Raw genomic sequence first — 15,098 nt, forward strand, 5'->3', positions numbered from 1 at the left:
GACTCCCGATGAACAGCAGGGCAGCGCGATCCAGTGCTGCGTCCGATTCAGTGCAGTGTTGGATTCAATGAATGCGCGGCAGCTGGTCCGACGTCGGGATGATGCCGGTGGCGTATCCGGCCGACCATGCCAGCACGTTCGCCACGTAGGCCATCGAATTGTTGTAGCGCAGGATCGCTCTGGTGGTGGAGCCCAGGTCGCGCATGTTGGTGCCGTCGTCGCACAGGTACATGCCGGTGGCCAGGGCTGCGTCGTACAGATTCTGTGGGTCTGAGACTCCGTCGCCGTTGCCGTCGGCGTGATAGAGGTTCCACGTCGAGGGCAGGAACTGCATCGGTCCCACTGCGCGGTCGTACTGGGTGTCGCCGTCGAGTGCGCCGCCGTCGGTGTCGCGGATCACCTGATTGCCCGCAAGGGTGCCGTTCAGAACCGGTCCGAGGATGGGCTCGTGCAGTTCGCCCGAGTCGTCGACCTTGCCGTTGTTGGCGTGGGTGGACTCGACGCGGCCGATGCCGGCGATGACGGTCCAGCTGATGCCGCAGCCGGGCTGCTGCTGGGCCAGGATCCGCTCGGCGTTCTTGTAGGCGGCGACGTTGACCACCGGAATCGCGATGGGGCTGACGGCCAGGTTGGTGGGGAGCTCCGGTGTGGGCGGGATCTCAGGGACCGGCGCGGGTGCAGGGACCGGTGCCGGTACCGGAAGCTCGGCCTGAGCAACCGGCTGAGCCTGCTGGTCCTGGGCGATCGGCTGCGGGGTCTCGACCACCGAGTTCGATTCCTGGGCAGCCGGCGAGGTTTTCGCACTGACGAAAGGAATGTATTCGGTGGCTCCGGCGCTGGTGGCGGCGGTGACGAGTCCTGCGGGGACGAGACCTGCCAGAGCAATCACCGAATTCCGTCGAACCTTGGAAGTCGATGGTTTTCTGTGACGACCCACGCGTGCTGTACCTCCTGATTTCCCCGGACGACGTCCGGGGCCCGACCTGATGACCGGGATCGAGGGTACCTGATTCGAGACTGTTCTGTTATCGGGCTGTTACCAGCGGGGATGCCGTGCGGTCAGGACAACGGATCGATATCGGACGCGTCCGGCACACCGCCGTCGTCCTGCACCCGCGCGGCTGCCTTCTTGCGCGCTTTCTTCGGTGATGTGACCGGCTGACCCGTCGCCTGCTCGAGCAGTGCCTTGATCTCGTCGAGTTCGCGGCGCAGGTAGTCGCGGGTGGCGACCTCACCGACGGCGATGCGCAGCGCAGCGAGTTCGCGGGCCAGGAATTCGGTGTCGGCCTTGGTCTGTTGGGCGCGGGAGCGATCCTCCTCGAGGGAGACGCGGTCGCGGTCGTCCTGCCGGTTCTGGGCCAACAGAATCAGCGGCGCGGCGTACGCAGCCTGCGTGGAGAACGCAAGGTTGAGCAGGATGAAGGGATACGGGTCCCACTGCAGATTGACCGCAACGACGTTGAGGAAGATCCACACGATGACGATGCCGGTCTGAATGGCCAGATAGCGCCCCGTGCCCAGGAACCTGGCGGCCTTCTCGCCCGACTTGCCGAGATCGAAGTCGAGATTGACGTTGAACATCCGCGATCCGCGCGGAGTGTCCATTCTCTGGCGTGCTGTTTCTTTCACTGTCCGGCCACTTCCTGATCTCGCCAGTCCTCGGGCAACAGGTGATCGAGGACGTCGTCCACGGTCACGGCCCCGACCAGGTGGTCCTCGTCGTCGACCACCGGGCCACAGACGAGGTTGTACGTCGCGAAGTATCGCGTCACGGCGGTGAGGCTGTCGTCGGGAGACAACCGTGGAAGAGCGCTGTCCACGACTCCGCCGACCAGGCTCGCCGGGGGTTCTCGCAGTAGCTGCTGCAAGTGGACGCAGCCGAGGTAAGGCCCGGTCGGTGTCGCGGTCGGCGGCCGCACGACGAACACCAGTGATGCCAGCGCAGGCGTCAGGTCGGGGTTGCGCACCCGAGCGAGAGCCTCGGCCACGGTCGTCGATGCGGTGAGCACGACCGGTTCGGGTGTCATCAGACCACCGGCAGTGTCGGGGGAGTGCTCGAGCAGGCGTCGGACAGGCGCGGAGTCCTCCGGATCCATCAGGCGCAGAAGCGATTCCGCTTCGGTCTCGGGCAGCTCGCCCAGGAGGTCGGCAGCGTCGTCGGGGTCCATGGCCTCGAGCACGTCGGCGCCACGGTCGACACCGAGGTAGTGCATCAACTCCACCTGATCGTCGTCCGGTAATTCCTGGACGACGTCCGCGAGCCGCTCGTCGTCGAGAGCCCGTGCCACCTCCATGCGGCGTTTGACGGGCAATTCGCGCATCGCGTTCGCCACGTCGGCCGCCCGAAGATCCTCGAACTGCATGAGTAGCTGCGCCACACCCTGATCGGGCATCGACAGCTCGTTCTGGGTGAGTCCCTGCACGTGCTGCCAGTCCACGACGTGGATAGCGCCGCGGCGCGCGAGCCGTTGACGCTGCTTGCGTACAGCTACCCGGGCCACCACCCAATCCCGTGTTCGGGTGAGCTCGAGACCGAGGTCGACGACGATCGAATCGGCGTCGTGCAGCTCGTCGAGCTCGGGGTCGTCGACGCGCACCTTGGAGTCGAGGATCTGCGCGAACACCAGGATCTCGTTGGCTCGCTGGGTGAATCGACGCAGACTGACGTTACCGGTCGTCAGTTGAACGGAGTTGGGCTCGATGCTGGTCACGCGGAGCATCGGCACGAAAATTCTTCGGCGAGTTGCCAATTCGACCACCAGGCCGAGGACTCTCGGTTGCGCTCGGCCGACGCGCATCGAGATGACCACGTCGCGAACCCGGCCGATCGATTCGCCGTCGGGGCCCAGGACGCCCAGGCCCGCGAGCCTGGCCGCGAATACCTTGCTCAGTGCTGCCATGATGGCAAGGTTAGAGGCTGGGCAATACAGAACATGAATCAGACAGGGGTTGTGCTGCGGTGAATGCGTCGGGCCTACGGCGATCGGTACTGGCTGTTCCGGGTAGTTCGGACAAGATGATCGCCAAGGCCAAGGGTCTGCCTGCCGACGCGATCTTCCTCGATCTCGAAGATGCGGTCGCCCCCATCGCGAAGGTCGAGGCTCGGGCTCGCATCGTCGATGCGCTGAACTCCGACGGTTGGGGCGATCAGATCAAGGTCGTGCGTGTCAACGATTGGACGACGCAGTGGACGTACGGCGATGTCATCGACGTCGTCTCGGGCGCAGGCCGCAATCTCGACGCGATCCTGTTGCCGAAGGTCGAGTGCGCCGCGCACGTTCAGGCGTTGGATCTTCTTCTCACTCAGCTCGAGAAGGAACACGGTCTCGATGTCGGCGGCATCGGGATCGAACCGCAGATCGAGAGTGCACGCAGCCTGCGCAACATCGACGAGATCGCGACCGCGAGTCCCCGGGTGCAGACGTTGGTGTTCGGGCCTGCGGATCTGATGGCCAGCGTGAATATGCGCACCCTCGTCGTCGGCGAGCAGCCGGTGGGATACGACACCGGCGACGCCTATCACCACATTCTGATGACCATTCTGCTGGCTGCACGGACCCACGGACTGCAGGCGATCGACGGCCCCTACCTGCAGATTCGCGATCTGGACGCCTTTCGTCGGGCCGCCGGCCGCACGGCCGGTCTCGGGTTCGACGGTAAGTGGGTACTGCATCCGACGCAGATCGAGGCCGCCAACGAGATCTTCGCGCCGCGCCAATCGGACTACGACAAGGCCGAGATGATTCTCGACGCCTACGAGTTCCATACCTCCGCGGCGGGCGGAGGTCGCGGCGCGGTGATGCTCGGCGACGAGATGATCGACGAGGCGAGCCGCAAGATGGCGCTGGTCGTCTCCGCGAAGGGTCGCGCGGCCGGTCTGAAGCGCACGACGACGTTCGAGCCGCCCACCTCCTGATCCACGCCGTGTTCGCGGACAGGACAATGGGTGTGACCGTGTCCGTTTCGGGGCACAATGGAGCCATGACCAATCCCCTCTCACAGCCAGGTCGCCCAGGGCAGGGACTGCCGACGCCGCCCTCCGGTTGGCCCATCGGTTCGTACCCCACCTATGCCGAGGCGCAGCGCGCCGTCGACTATCTCTCCGACGAAGAGTTCTCGGTGCAGGACGTCACGATCGTCGGCGTCGACCTGATGCAGGTCGAACGTGTCCTCGGCCGCCTCACCTGGCCTAAAGTCATTGGTGGAGGCATCGTTTCGGGTGCGTGGCTGGGTGTGTTCCTCGGCCTGGTACTCGGCATCTTCAGCGAGAACATCTTCGGAGCGCTGCTCATCGGCGTCGGCGGCGGCATCATCTTCGGTCTGATCTCGGCGTCCATTCCGTACGCGGCCACCAAGGGTCAGCGAGATTTCGCGTCGAGCATGCAGTTGGTGGCGGGCCGATACGACGTCATCTGCGAGCCGCGAACGGCCGAGAAAGCACGCGATCTGCTCGCCAAACTGTCGATCTGATCACACCTGCTGGACGACCAGGCAACCGGCAGGTAACGGAATAGCCCCAAATCGCCCTCGATGCCAGTGAGTTCGGTTACGTTTCTTTCGTGCACGGCAGTCCCACACAGTGTGCTGCGCGAGTAACTGAACGTACGGAGGCGGAAAGTGCCGAGACATCGTGGTCGTAGGCGTCAAAGAGCGACGAGAATAGGGGTGTTGGCAGCAGCGGCTCTGGTCACGAGTCCGTTGCTCGCAGCGTGTGGTTCGTCCGACAGTTCGGTTCCGGTTCTGAGTTTCTACACCGCCGCAGACGGCGCAGAGCAGTACGCCGCTGCGGCACAAGTGTGTTCGGATGCCTCGAACGGTCGATACCGCGTGGAGCAGCGGACTCTTCCCAAGAGTGCGAACGATCAGCGTCTCCAGCTCGCGCGGCGGCTTGCCGGAAACGACAAGACTCTGGACCTGATGACGCTCGACGTGGTGTGGACGGCCGAATTCGCCGAGGCCGGATGGGCATTGCCCGTCCCGGAGGGCCTGTCCGCGAAGTTGCGCGACGGCTCCACACTCGAAGGGCCGCTCGCCACCGCGGAATGGCAGGACCAGCTGTACGCCGTTCCGCTCAACTCGAATACTCAGTTGCTCTGGTACCGGCCGGACGAGGTGCCGGGCGGCACCCCGCCACAGACGTGGGACGAGTTGATCGACGAAGCCGAGGCCAATGCGGCCGCGGGTAAGCCCGCCCAGATCGGCGTACAGGCCAAGCAGTACGAGGGCTTCATGGTGTGGTTCAACTCGTTGCTCGAGAGCGCGGGTGGGTCGGTCGTTGCGGAAGACGGAACGACGGTGACGCTCAACGACACTCCCGAGCACCGTGCCGCCACCGAGAAGGCCCTCGAGATCATCAAGCGGGTGGCCACTGCCGACGGCCACGATCCGTCGGTCTCCCAGAGCGACGAGGCCACGGCCCGGCTCGGCATGGAATCGGGACGGATGGCTTTCCAGGTCAACTACCCGTTCGTGCTACCTGGTCTGAAGGAGAACGCCATCGCCGGTGCCGTCTCGTTCCTGAACCTGGCCGGTGTCCCTGCCGATCAGCAGGACGCGAGGATCGCCGAGGTCTTCCGTAGTGCTCCCTATCCGGAGGTGAATCCGGGTGAGCCCGCCAAGGTCACCATCGGCGGGTTCAACATCGGCGTCGCGAAGACCACCCAGCACGAGGACCTCGCCTGGGAGGCCGTCGAGTGCCTTACCAACGAAGAGAACCAGCGCAACAACGCCGTCAACGGCGGCGTGCCGCCGGTGCTGAAGTCGCTGTACTCCGACCCTGAGTTCCAGTCCGTCTATCCCGCATGGGAAGGGGTGCTCGGTTCCATCGAGTCGGCCGCAGTCCGGCCCGTTTCGCCTGCGTACCAAAGCATTTCGATCCTGCTGACCGACGCGCTGAACCCGCCGCAGGACATCGATCCGGTAGCCGACGTGGACAAGCTGGCAGATCTGGTCACCAAGGCCGTCAATTCCGAAGGGTTGATTCCATGAGTGCTCCTACCGATTCAGAGCCCCAGTCGCAACCTCTGGACAAGCAGGCAGCCCTGAAGAACGTCTCCGACGGCAAGAAGGCCGAACGGCGGCTGGGACTGTTGCTCGTCGCACCCGCCGCGATCCTGATGCTCGCCGTCACCGGGTATCCGATCATCTACGCGTTCTGGCTCAGCCTGCAGAAGTACAACCTCGCGTTCCCCGAGGACCGTGAGTTCGTCGGCATCTCCAACTACGTGACGGTGCTGTCCGACGGGTACTGGTGGACGGCATTCAGCGTCACCGTAGGGATCACGATCATCTCGGTGATCATCGAGTTCATCCTCGGTCTCGCGGTGGCACTGGTCATGCACCGCACCATCTTCGGCCGTGGACTGGTACGCACCGTCGTGCTCATTCCGTACGGCATCGTGACCGTCGCCGCCGCGTACAGCTGGTACTACGCGTGGACTCCCGGCACGGGTTACCTCGCGAATCTGTTGCCCGACGGTAGTGCTCCACTCACCGAACAGTTCCCGTCACTGGCGATCGTCGTGTTGGCCGAGGTGTGGAAGACGACGCCGTTCATGGCGCTGTTGCTGCTGGCCGGTCTGGCTCTCGTGCCGGACGACCTGCTCAAGGCGGCCGAGGTCGACGGTGCCGGTGGCTGGACCCGGTTGATGCGCATCACGATCCCGTTGATGAAGCCGGCCATCCTCGTCGCGGTGCTCTTCCGCACTCTCGACGCGTTCCGCATCTTCGACAACATCTACGTGCTCACCCGAGGTAGCAACGAAACCGGATCGGTCTCGATTCTCGGTTACGACAACCTGTTCGGTGCGTTCAACCTCGGACTCGGCTCGGCCATCAGCATTCTGATCTTCTTCTGCGTCGCGATCATCGCGTTCGTGTTCATCAAGTTGTTCGGTGCCTCGGCACCGGGATCCGACGACGGAGGCCGCAAGTAATGACCACTGTTACGCCTCGCAAGAAGGTCGGTTGGACGGTAGTCAACGTCCTCGTCCTGCTCTACGCACTGGTTCCGCTGCTGTGGATCATCAGCCTCTCGTTCAAGTCGACGGCCACCATCGCAGACGGCAACTTCATCCCGCGCGCATTCACGTTGGAGAACTACAAGGGCATCTTCTCGACCAATCAGTTCACCTCGGCGCTGGTCAACTCCATCGGCATCGGTCTGATCACCACGGTGATCGCCGTGGTGATCGGCACGATGGCCGCGTACGCCGTCGCTCGCCTGGACTTTCCGGGAAAGAAAGCTCTCGTCGGCGCAGCGCTGCTGATTGCGATGTTCCCCCAGATCTCCCTCGTCACACCGTTGTTCGACATCTCCCGGTCGCTGGGGCTGTTCGACACCTGGCCGGGTCTGATCATTCCGTACATCACGTTCGCGTTGCCGCTGGCGATCTACACCCTCTCGGCGTTCTTCCGCGAGATTCCGTGGGAGCTCGAAAAGGCAGCGAAGATGGACGGGGCTACGCCCGCACAGGCATTCCGCAAGGTCATTGCCCCGCTGGCCGCGCCCGGTATCGTCACCGCCGCCATTCTGGTGTTCATCTTCGCCTGGAACGACCTGCTGCTCGCCATCTCGTTGACGGCAACGGAACGTTCGGTCACCGTCCCGGCGGCCATTTCGCAGTTCACCGGTAGCTCTCAGTTCGAGGAGCCCACGGGATCCATTGCGGCGGCAGCAGTCGTCATCACGATCCCGATCATCATATTTGTGCTCTTCTTCCAACGACGTATCGTGGCGGGCTTGACGTCCGGCGCAGTGAAGGGATAACCGTCATGGCCGAAATAGTTCTCGACAAAGTCACCAAGCTCTACCCCGACGGCGCGGCTGCAGTCAGCGACGTCGACATCACCATCGCCGACGGCGAATTCATCATCCTCGTCGGGCCGTCCGGTTGCGGAAAGTCCACGACCCTCAACATGATTGCCGGTCTCGAGGACATCTCCTCGGGCGAGCTGCGCATCGCGGGGGAGCGCGTCAACGAGCGCGCACCGAAGGATCGCGACATCGCCATGGTGTTCCAGTCCTATGCGCTGTACCCGCACATGACGGTGCGCCAGAACATCGCCTTCCCGCTCACGTTGGCGAAGCTCTCGAAGTCCGAGATCAACACGAAGGTCGAGGAGGCAGCCAAGATCCTCGACCTCAGTCAGCACCTCGACCGGAAGCCGGCCAACCTCTCCGGTGGTCAGCGACAGCGAGTTGCCATGGGCCGCGCCATCGTTCGTACTCCCAAGGCCTTCCTGATGGACGAGCCTCTGTCCAACCTCGACGCGAAGCTGCGCGTGCAGACGCGCGCCGAGATCTCGCGGTTGCAGAAGCGCCTGGGCACCACCACCGTGTACGTCACGCACGATCAGACCGAGGCCATGACGCTCGGCGACCGCGTCGTGGTGCTGCGTGGCGGATTGGTACAGCAGATCGGTTCCCCGCAGGAGCTCTACGACAAGCCGCGAAACCTGTTCGTGGGTGGCTTCATCGGATCGCCCTCGATGAACTTCGTTCCCGGACAGCTCACCTCGAACGGAGTGTCCACCGCACTCGGTGAGATCGACATCCCGCTCGAGCGGATGGACGCGATCAAGGCCAAGAACCCGGGCCGTGAGGTGGTCGTCGGCATCCGTCCCGAGCACTTCGAGGACGCCGCGCTGATCGACGGCTACCAGAAGATGAGCGGTGCCACCTTCACCGCCACCGTCGACGTGCTCGAGTCGATGGGCAGTGACAAGTACGTCTATTTCACGCTGAAGGGCGCCAAGGTCGAGTCCAGCGAATTGCAGGAGCTCGCGGCCGACGCGGGTATCGCCGATCTCGGTGGTGCACAGGTGGTTGCACGTCTGGCCGCCGAGTCCAAAGCAGCCGAGGGTGGTCAGGTGGAACTGTGGTTCGACCCGGCGAAGATCTCGGTGTTCGACCAGGCCTCGGGTGCAAATTTGACGCTGTAGAGCGCTACGCGCATGTGAGCGAAACTTCGTAGTGGGCTACGAAGTTTCGCTCACATGCCGCAGGCTCAGAGTGACATGTTCGACGCGGTGTTCGGTTCGGACTCGGCCACTTTCACCGATTCCCGAGTGGCGGGCGTGCTCTTGATGGCCAGGGCCGCGAGTACGACGACGAGGCAGGCCACCGCCCCTGCGACAAAGGCTGCGGTGTACACACTTTCGCGCGCAACAGCTGTCCCGTCGATGGTGAACATGGCCAGAACGGTGGACAGCGTGGCGCTGGCAATCGAGGTACCGACCGTCCGGACGATCGAGTTGACGCTGTTCGCCACCCCGGTGTCCGATGCGCTGACCTCGGCCATGAGCAGGTTCGGCAGGGCAGCGAACGCAAGGCTGACGAACATGTTGATGACGATGCCTGCGGTGATCAGCTGCCAGGTGTGATCGTGAGCGAGTGCGACGAAGACGAATCCGACCAGCCCGATGGCGGCTCCCGCGATCAGCACTCGGCGCGGTCCGAACGACCGGATGAGGCGGCCGCTGACGATGGCCGCGACTACTCCTACGGCGGCACCGGGTAGGAGATAGACGACGCTCGCTTCGAGAACGTTCGCGGTGAAGCCGTAGCCGGCCACGGCGCGTGGTGTCTGCACGAAGTACGAGCAGGCGAGGAAGTTGACGAACATCCCGATGCCGACGAACAGGGTGGCGACATTGGTGGCGAGCAACGGTCCGTGGGTGAGCATGCGGGGTGCGACGAGCGGCTCGCCGACGCGCTTCTCGAAGTTCCACCAGACTGCACCCGCAATGACACCTACGACCGCGCAGCCGATGGTGGCAATCGAACCCCACCCCCACGTGCGGCCCTGGGTCAGGGCGAGGAAGAGCAGCAGCAGAGTCACTGCGAGCAGAGCAGCTCCCCACCAGTCGACGGTGCCGCCGCTTGTTCTCGGACGCGCCGGTACGCCGAACCAGGCGATCGCGAGGGCAATCACGACGAACGCGACAGTGAGCCAGAACACGCGGTGGTAGTCGGCACCATTGGCCGTCAGCAGCCCGGTCAACACCAGCCCGAACCCGCCGCCGACGCCCAATGTGCCGGACAGGACGGCCATCGAGCCGACGAGTTTACGAGGAGGCATCTCGTCACGCAGGACGGCGAGCGCGATGGGGAACAGTGCGTAGGACACGCCCTGCAGGACCCGTCCGACGATCAGCCACAGCAACGAGTCGGTCAGGGCCGCGAGTAACGATCCGGCAAGGACCACGGTGAGCACACCGATCAGCACCGGACGCTTGCCGTGCAGGTCGGCGAGCCTACCGATGACCGGGGTGGCGATCACCGCTGCGAGAAGATTGGCCGTCAGTACCCATCCGGCGGCGGTGGTGCCGACTCCGAGTTGGGTGCCGATTGTCAGCACGATGGGGACCACCATCGTCTGCAGAACGGCGAGAGTCATGACGATGAAACAGAGTCCGGGCAGCAGGATGCGGCGGGTGGACATGGAAGAACTACCTCGTTACGTATCGACTATGCGGTGACACCGAAAAATTAAAATGATGAACGCATCTAATTAACTATCAGACATCGGTGCACCAGGGAAGTGAGCCTGGGCCGCCGCGGCCGCCGAGCATCGACGCGGCTCTACTGCGGACGGGTGGGTTTGCCCAGAGCCTTCTGCCGGAGTTCGCTGACGATCTCGTCGTTCCAGACGTGTTCGCGTACCAGGCGGTAACGCTCCCGGCTCATCCAGAGGTACGCCTCGGCGTCCGTGCGATCTTCGAGGATTTCGGCCGCGCGCACCATGCGCACCACGGGCAGGTACTCCTCACCGAACCAGCGCCGCGCGACGGTACCGCGGTCGACGAATTCGCCGACCTCCTGCATCAAGCGGAAGCCCCAGGCCTCCACCGATTCGCTGAGCTGGGCGTAATCGAACGGATCGGTCACCTTCACGGCCTCGCGTGCCTTGCCCACCAACGGGACACGACCGAGGAAGATGCGCCGGTGATCCTTGATCAGCAGGTCGCCGCGCCGGGTGATGCCCTCGGGGGATATGCGCGTGATGATCTCGGTGACGACGGCGTCGATCGACGTTCGGTGCATCGCGAACGCGATGGACACTCGATGATGGCCGTCGACGACGAAGTGCATGCCGCCGATGCGGTACACCTGGATCGGGGGCATCGCCTCGCCGCGGCGTTGGGCGGCGGCAAGTCGCTGCCAGCGTTCACGGATGCGCGCCGACGTCGGGCGGAAGAAGCGGTCGAAATCGCGAGTGCGGTCGACGCTTCCGACGATGGTCTCGACGCGAATGACCTGCAGGCCGAGGTGACGCTCGCCCACCTTGCCGAGCGCGGCAACCACCTCGTCGAACGGCAGGATGGTGTTGACGTCGTCGGGTTGACGCCGGAGCCATCCGACCAGACGGGCGACGTCGGCGCGTCGACGCTGGCGGGTGAAGTCGTTCTCCGCATCGGCGGCCGGAAATCCGGTGTCACGTGCCATGCCTGCGCCTCACGATCCTCGGTGCCTCGAATTCGGCTCTCTGTCCGCCCGGTTCGATCTCGAGCAGCGTGTACCCGACGGTGTTGATCACGGCTGCGCCGTGCAGTGTCAGATCCTCCGGCGTAGCGCCGTGCGGATGAATATGGCCGTGCAGCAACAACTGTGGGGCGAGTCTGCGCGTCACCTCGTCGAGGCAGTCGAAACCGATGTGTGCGGGGTCGGTGTCGTCTCCGACACCGAGCGGCGGACTGTGGGTCAGCAGAATGTCCAGGGGTCGAGAGTCGTTGCGGACGTTGCGATGCCACGCGAACGTCCGGGTCAGGGTGCGTGAACGCCGACGCTGCTGCCGCTGGGTCCATTGGTTGGGCCCGCCGTTGTAGCGGATGGACCCGCCGAGACCGGCAATCCGCAGGCCCGCAACCGAGACGATTCGGCGGTCGGCGTTGACAGCACCGACAGGTCCGGGCCAGGTGGTGGGGAGCCCGGCGCGCATCCATCCCGCACGTCCGGCCGAGTAGCCGGTGAGGTCTGCGTCGTGGTTGCCGGGCACGAACACGCACGGCGCGTTCAAAGCATCGGTGAGGTATTCGAGGTAGTCGAACGGCAGGTCGCCTGCGCCGAGAACGAGGTCGACTCCGAGCGACTTCACCTGCGGACTCCACAGGGATTCGATCGTTTCGTCGGACACTGCAAGAACGGAGACCACGGGTACGACGGTACCTACCTCCGTTGCGTGGCACCTCCGAACGGACTTCTCGGGCATCGGTGGTGTTGGATGGATCAGGTGAGCGACAGTGTTGGATGGACCTCGTGAGCGACAGTGTCATTACAGCGGTACGCGCACACCTGCTGACCGAGATCGGCGACGAGAACCCGTCGTCGGCGTCGGTGACGTTCCTCGGCCTCGAGCCGCTGGACGTCTTGAGATTCGGCGCGGACTCCGACGTGGTTCGCTACGTCAGTCTCGGCTGTTCTCGGCACCCCATGGCCGACCCCAACGAACTCGTCGCAGATCCCTCGCGCGGCCCCCGGGCCGAACTGGTGCTGACTCTCCGAGGTGGTGCAGGCGTGGCCTCCGGCGTGCACAAGAGCGTGGCCGTCCTTGCTGCGTCACCCGCGGTGGAGGGCGTCGTACTGGTCGAGGACGCGCTGCTCGATCTGAGTGAGCCACTGTGGACCAACGCGCCGTTCACCGCCGTGCTGCTCGGGGAGAGTGACATCGCAGACCTGACACTGCCCGAGCCCTACGATCCGGTTCGCTTTCTGGCCGCCGTCCCTCTCACGGGCACCGAGGCGGCCTGGGTGCGGTTGCGCGGAGCCGACGCGCTGCGCGAGGCATGGACAGAAGCGGGAATCGACGTCCGAGACCCGAACCGGTCCGCAGCCAGCCTCTGATCCGGCGCTACCGCGCATAGGACGCCAGCTCGGGTTCGGCGTCCACCGAGTCGTTCTCGAAATGTTGGGGAACACCGAGGCCGTAGGCAAATCCGGAGATCGACGATTGCAGTGTGTAGCGCAGATTCGGCATCGTCGTGGTGAAACACAGGTTCTTCGAAATACGTTGCCGCACAGCGGGTCCGTCGTGTTCGAGGGCATCGAGCACGATGTTGTACGCGACGTTGTCACCGAGAATGCCGAAGTGCTCGACCGGCCGCAGTGGACAGACGTCCTGCACTGCGATGTTCGCGGCTCCCGTGAGGGTGCTGGCGCGAGGCTGCGGATAGATCAATTCGTCGAATCGCGTGAAGATCGACGTGTAGCCGGGACCCTGCGGTAACGGACGTGCGGAAAGCGCAGTGAGGAAGTGCGACCCGGTTGCGATCTGCCAGTTCGCCGGCGGGCACTTCTGCGCGTCGTCACATCCCGAGCGCGCCGAGTCGGTCCCGTTGTACGGGGTGGCGAGCGAGATGACATCCGACACCAGCGCAGGCAGGTCCGGCCAGAACGTCAGAGCCCACAGTTCGTCCAAGGGGCCGTGCTGGTGGCCCATCATGACGACCTTGCGGCCACTGTCGGCGGCCATCGTCCGAACTGCGTGTACGACGTACTCCGCCGAGATCTGTAGGTCTCCGTAGCCCTCGTCGGGGAACGACAGGCTGCACACCGGGATTCCGATGGCAGGCAGCGACTGCAAGTAGTTCCAGCCGAACGATTGCTGATCGGTGGCGAAAGCCGGGGTGAGCAGAACCGGATCGCGGGTGGCGTCGTGCAGATCCGTGGTGCATGTCAGCGCCTTGTCCAGATCGGCTTGCGCGACGGTCAGCGGTGGGCCGGTGGGATCGGCGTGAGCAGGCTCAGCCGACGCGGCCCCCGGTGCGGACGAACAGATCGCGGCGGCGACGACGGCCAGTACCAGTGTGCGGATTCTCATCGTTACCTTCCGAAATGAACTGCAGGTCTTGTGCAGTGTCATCCGGTCAGGGCCGGTGGGCTCAACACCTGTGGAGCTTCGGGGGAATCACCAACGATCGCGTCCGCTTGTTGGGCGATGTCCAAGGTGCCGTGTGGCCGCTAGAGCCAATTGTTCTTGTGGAACGTGCGCCACATGCCCACGCACACGCAGGCCACGATCGCGACGATCGTGTGGTAGCCGTACGTCCAGTGCAACTCGGGCATGTTGTCGAAGTTCATGCCGTAAATTCCGGCCACCATCGTCGGCACGGCGGCGATCGCCACCCACGCCGAGATCTTGCGCATGTCCAGGTTCTGCTGCATCGTCACCCGGGCCAATGCGGCATCGACCAGCGAACTGAGTACTTCGTCGTATTCCGAGATCCGCTCGGCCACGGTGGTGTGGTGGTCCTGTACGTCGCGCAGATACCGTCGTACGGCCTTGGGCACACTCGGTTCCTGCACCAGACGGGCCAGCGGCGTCGACAGCGGCGTCACCGATCGGCGTAGCTCGACGACCTCGCGCTTGAGCAAGTAGATGTTCTCGATGGGCACGTGATGGTGCGGAGAGAAGACTTCCTCCTCCATGCCGTCGACGTCCCGCTCGATCGACTCGGTCACCGCCAGATACTCGTCGACGACGTGGTCGGCCACAGCATGCAGCACCGCCGAGGGGCCGAGGGCGAGCTGTTCCGGGTTCGCCTCCAGGCGCTGCCGGACGCCGGCCAAACCCGAATGTTCCCCGTGCCGGACGGTGATGACGAAGTCGCTGCCGACCATCACCATTATCTCGCCGCTCTCGACGATCTCGTTGGCGGTGGTCACCGACTCGTGCTCGACGTACTTCACCGTGCGCAGCACCAGGAACGCGACGTCGTCATAGCGCTCGAGTTTCGGTCGCTGATGTGCGTGCACGGTGTCCTCGACCATCAATTCGTGCAACCCGTAGCACTGCGCGATCGCGTTCATCTGATGGTCGTCGGGCGCATGCAGGCCGACCCACACGAAGCCTTCGCCGCGCGAACGCACCTCCGCGATCGCCGAGGTGTGAGTGAATCTGCCGGGCAATCGGGAGCCGTCGACGTACACCGCGCAATCGACGATCGCACGCGCCGTGGGCACCGGAATTCTCGGACCGGCATCGGGTGCGGCCTTGGGTCCTCGTCGATGCAGTGACGGTAGCGACGGTCGAGGTGGAAGGGACGGCATGGCGGGCAATCGTACGCCAGCAAAACGACGAGAGGGCGAGCCTGGAACA

The 15,098-nt window shown here is 64.3% G+C and carries 15 protein-coding genes; 7 read left to right on the top strand and 8 right to left on the bottom strand.

Going from position 1 to position 15,098, the window contains the following annotated elements; genetic code table 11:
* Window positions 1-64: 64 nt before the first annotated feature.
* The 3 genes from ASG84_RS02320 to ASG84_RS02330 all read right to left on the bottom strand — a co-directional run bounded on the left by ASG84_RS02320 (window position 65) and on the right by ASG84_RS02330 (window position 2,900).
* Complete coding sequence (locus tag ASG84_RS02320; protein ID WP_057475384.1) at window positions 65-937, bottom strand: lytic transglycosylase domain-containing protein; 873 nt, start codon at window positions 935-937, stop codon at window positions 65-67.
* 122 nt (window positions 938-1,059) lie between these two features.
* Window positions 1,060-1,605 (bottom strand): DUF1003 domain-containing protein, encoded by a 546-nt coding sequence (locus tag ASG84_RS02325; protein WP_057475385.1) that lies wholly within the window; start codon window positions 1,603-1,605, stop codon window positions 1,060-1,062.
* 20 nt (window positions 1,606-1,625) lie between these two features.
* On the bottom strand, window positions 1,626-2,900 hold the full coding sequence (locus ASG84_RS02330) for a magnesium transporter MgtE N-terminal domain-containing protein (RefSeq protein ID WP_037171529.1): 1,275 nt from the start codon (window positions 2,898-2,900) through the stop codon (window positions 1,626-1,628).
* A 59-nt stretch (window positions 2,901-2,959) separates the two neighbouring features.
* Here ASG84_RS02330 and ASG84_RS02335 point away from each other — a divergent pair, with 59 nt between their 5' ends.
* The 6 genes from ASG84_RS02335 (at window position 2,960) to ASG84_RS02360 (ending at window position 8,943) form a co-directional block, all read left to right on the top strand.
* Window positions 2,960-3,916 (top strand): HpcH/HpaI aldolase/citrate lyase family protein, encoded by a 957-nt coding sequence (locus ASG84_RS02335; RefSeq protein WP_082520731.1) that lies wholly within the window; start codon window positions 2,960-2,962, stop codon window positions 3,914-3,916.
* A 65-nt stretch (window positions 3,917-3,981) separates the two neighbouring features.
* Window positions 3,982-4,470, top strand: coding sequence for a general stress protein (locus tag ASG84_RS02340; RefSeq protein WP_057475533.1), 489 nt, complete (start codon window positions 3,982-3,984; stop codon window positions 4,468-4,470).
* A gap of 195 nt (window positions 4,471-4,665) precedes the next feature.
* On the top strand, window positions 4,666-5,988 hold the full coding sequence (locus ASG84_RS02345) for an ABC transporter substrate-binding protein (RefSeq protein ID WP_057475387.1): 1,323 nt from the start codon (window positions 4,666-4,668) through the stop codon (window positions 5,986-5,988).
* Window positions 5,985-6,935, top strand: a complete 951-nt coding sequence (locus ASG84_RS02350) for a carbohydrate ABC transporter permease (RefSeq protein ID WP_057475388.1) — start codon at window positions 5,985-5,987, stop codon at window positions 6,933-6,935. The genes ASG84_RS02345 and ASG84_RS02350 overlap by 4 nt, the downstream gene beginning before the upstream one ends.
* Window positions 6,935-7,768, top strand: coding sequence for a carbohydrate ABC transporter permease (locus ASG84_RS02355; protein WP_057475389.1), 834 nt, complete (start codon window positions 6,935-6,937; stop codon window positions 7,766-7,768). Before ASG84_RS02350 ends, ASG84_RS02355 begins: the two co-directional genes overlap by 1 nt.
* Window positions 7,769-7,773: 5 nt before the next feature.
* Window positions 7,774-8,943, top strand: coding sequence for an ABC transporter ATP-binding protein (locus ASG84_RS02360; protein WP_057475390.1), 1,170 nt, complete (start codon window positions 7,774-7,776; stop codon window positions 8,941-8,943).
* Between the two features lie 65 nt (window positions 8,944-9,008).
* On the opposite strand, the gene ASG84_RS02365 is transcribed toward ASG84_RS02360, so the two are convergent.
* From ASG84_RS02365 to ASG84_RS02375, 3 genes are all read right to left on the bottom strand, one after another.
* Window positions 9,009-10,445 (bottom strand): MFS transporter, encoded by a 1,437-nt coding sequence (locus ASG84_RS02365; RefSeq protein WP_057475391.1) that lies wholly within the window; start codon window positions 10,443-10,445, stop codon window positions 9,009-9,011.
* Window positions 10,446-10,585: 140 nt separating this feature from the next.
* Entirely contained in the window at window positions 10,586-11,449 is an 864-nt protein-coding gene (locus ASG84_RS02370; protein ID WP_057475392.1) for a hypothetical protein, read from the bottom strand.
* The gene (locus ASG84_RS02375; RefSeq protein WP_057475393.1) at window positions 11,439-12,155 is read right to left on the bottom strand and encodes a metallophosphoesterase family protein; all 717 of its coding nucleotides are present in this window, start codon (window positions 12,153-12,155) and stop codon (window positions 11,439-11,441) included. Before ASG84_RS02375 ends, ASG84_RS02370 begins: the two co-directional genes overlap by 11 nt.
* Window positions 12,156-12,250: 95 nt before the next feature.
* On the opposite strand from ASG84_RS02375, the gene ASG84_RS02380 reads away from it, so the two are divergent.
* Window positions 12,251-12,844, top strand: coding sequence for a suppressor of fused domain protein (locus tag ASG84_RS02380; protein WP_082520732.1), 594 nt, complete (start codon window positions 12,251-12,253; stop codon window positions 12,842-12,844).
* Window positions 12,845-12,851: 7 nt separating this feature from the next.
* Here the strand turns inward: ASG84_RS02380 and ASG84_RS02385 are convergent, their stop codons facing one another.
* On the bottom strand, window positions 12,852-13,820 hold the full coding sequence (locus tag ASG84_RS02385; protein ID WP_057475394.1) for an esterase/lipase family protein: 969 nt from the start codon (window positions 13,818-13,820) through the stop codon (window positions 12,852-12,854).
* A gap of 140 nt (window positions 13,821-13,960) precedes the next feature.
* A complete protein-coding gene (locus tag ASG84_RS02390) occupies window positions 13,961-15,049 on the bottom strand; it encodes a magnesium and cobalt transport protein CorA (protein WP_057475395.1) in 1,089 nt (362 codons plus the stop codon).
* Window positions 15,050-15,098: the final 49 nt, after the last annotated feature.

It is taken from the genome of Rhodococcus sp. Leaf278 (assembly GCF_001426085.1).
Taxonomy (GTDB): Bacteria; Actinomycetota; Actinomycetes; order Mycobacteriales; family Mycobacteriaceae; genus Rhodococcoides.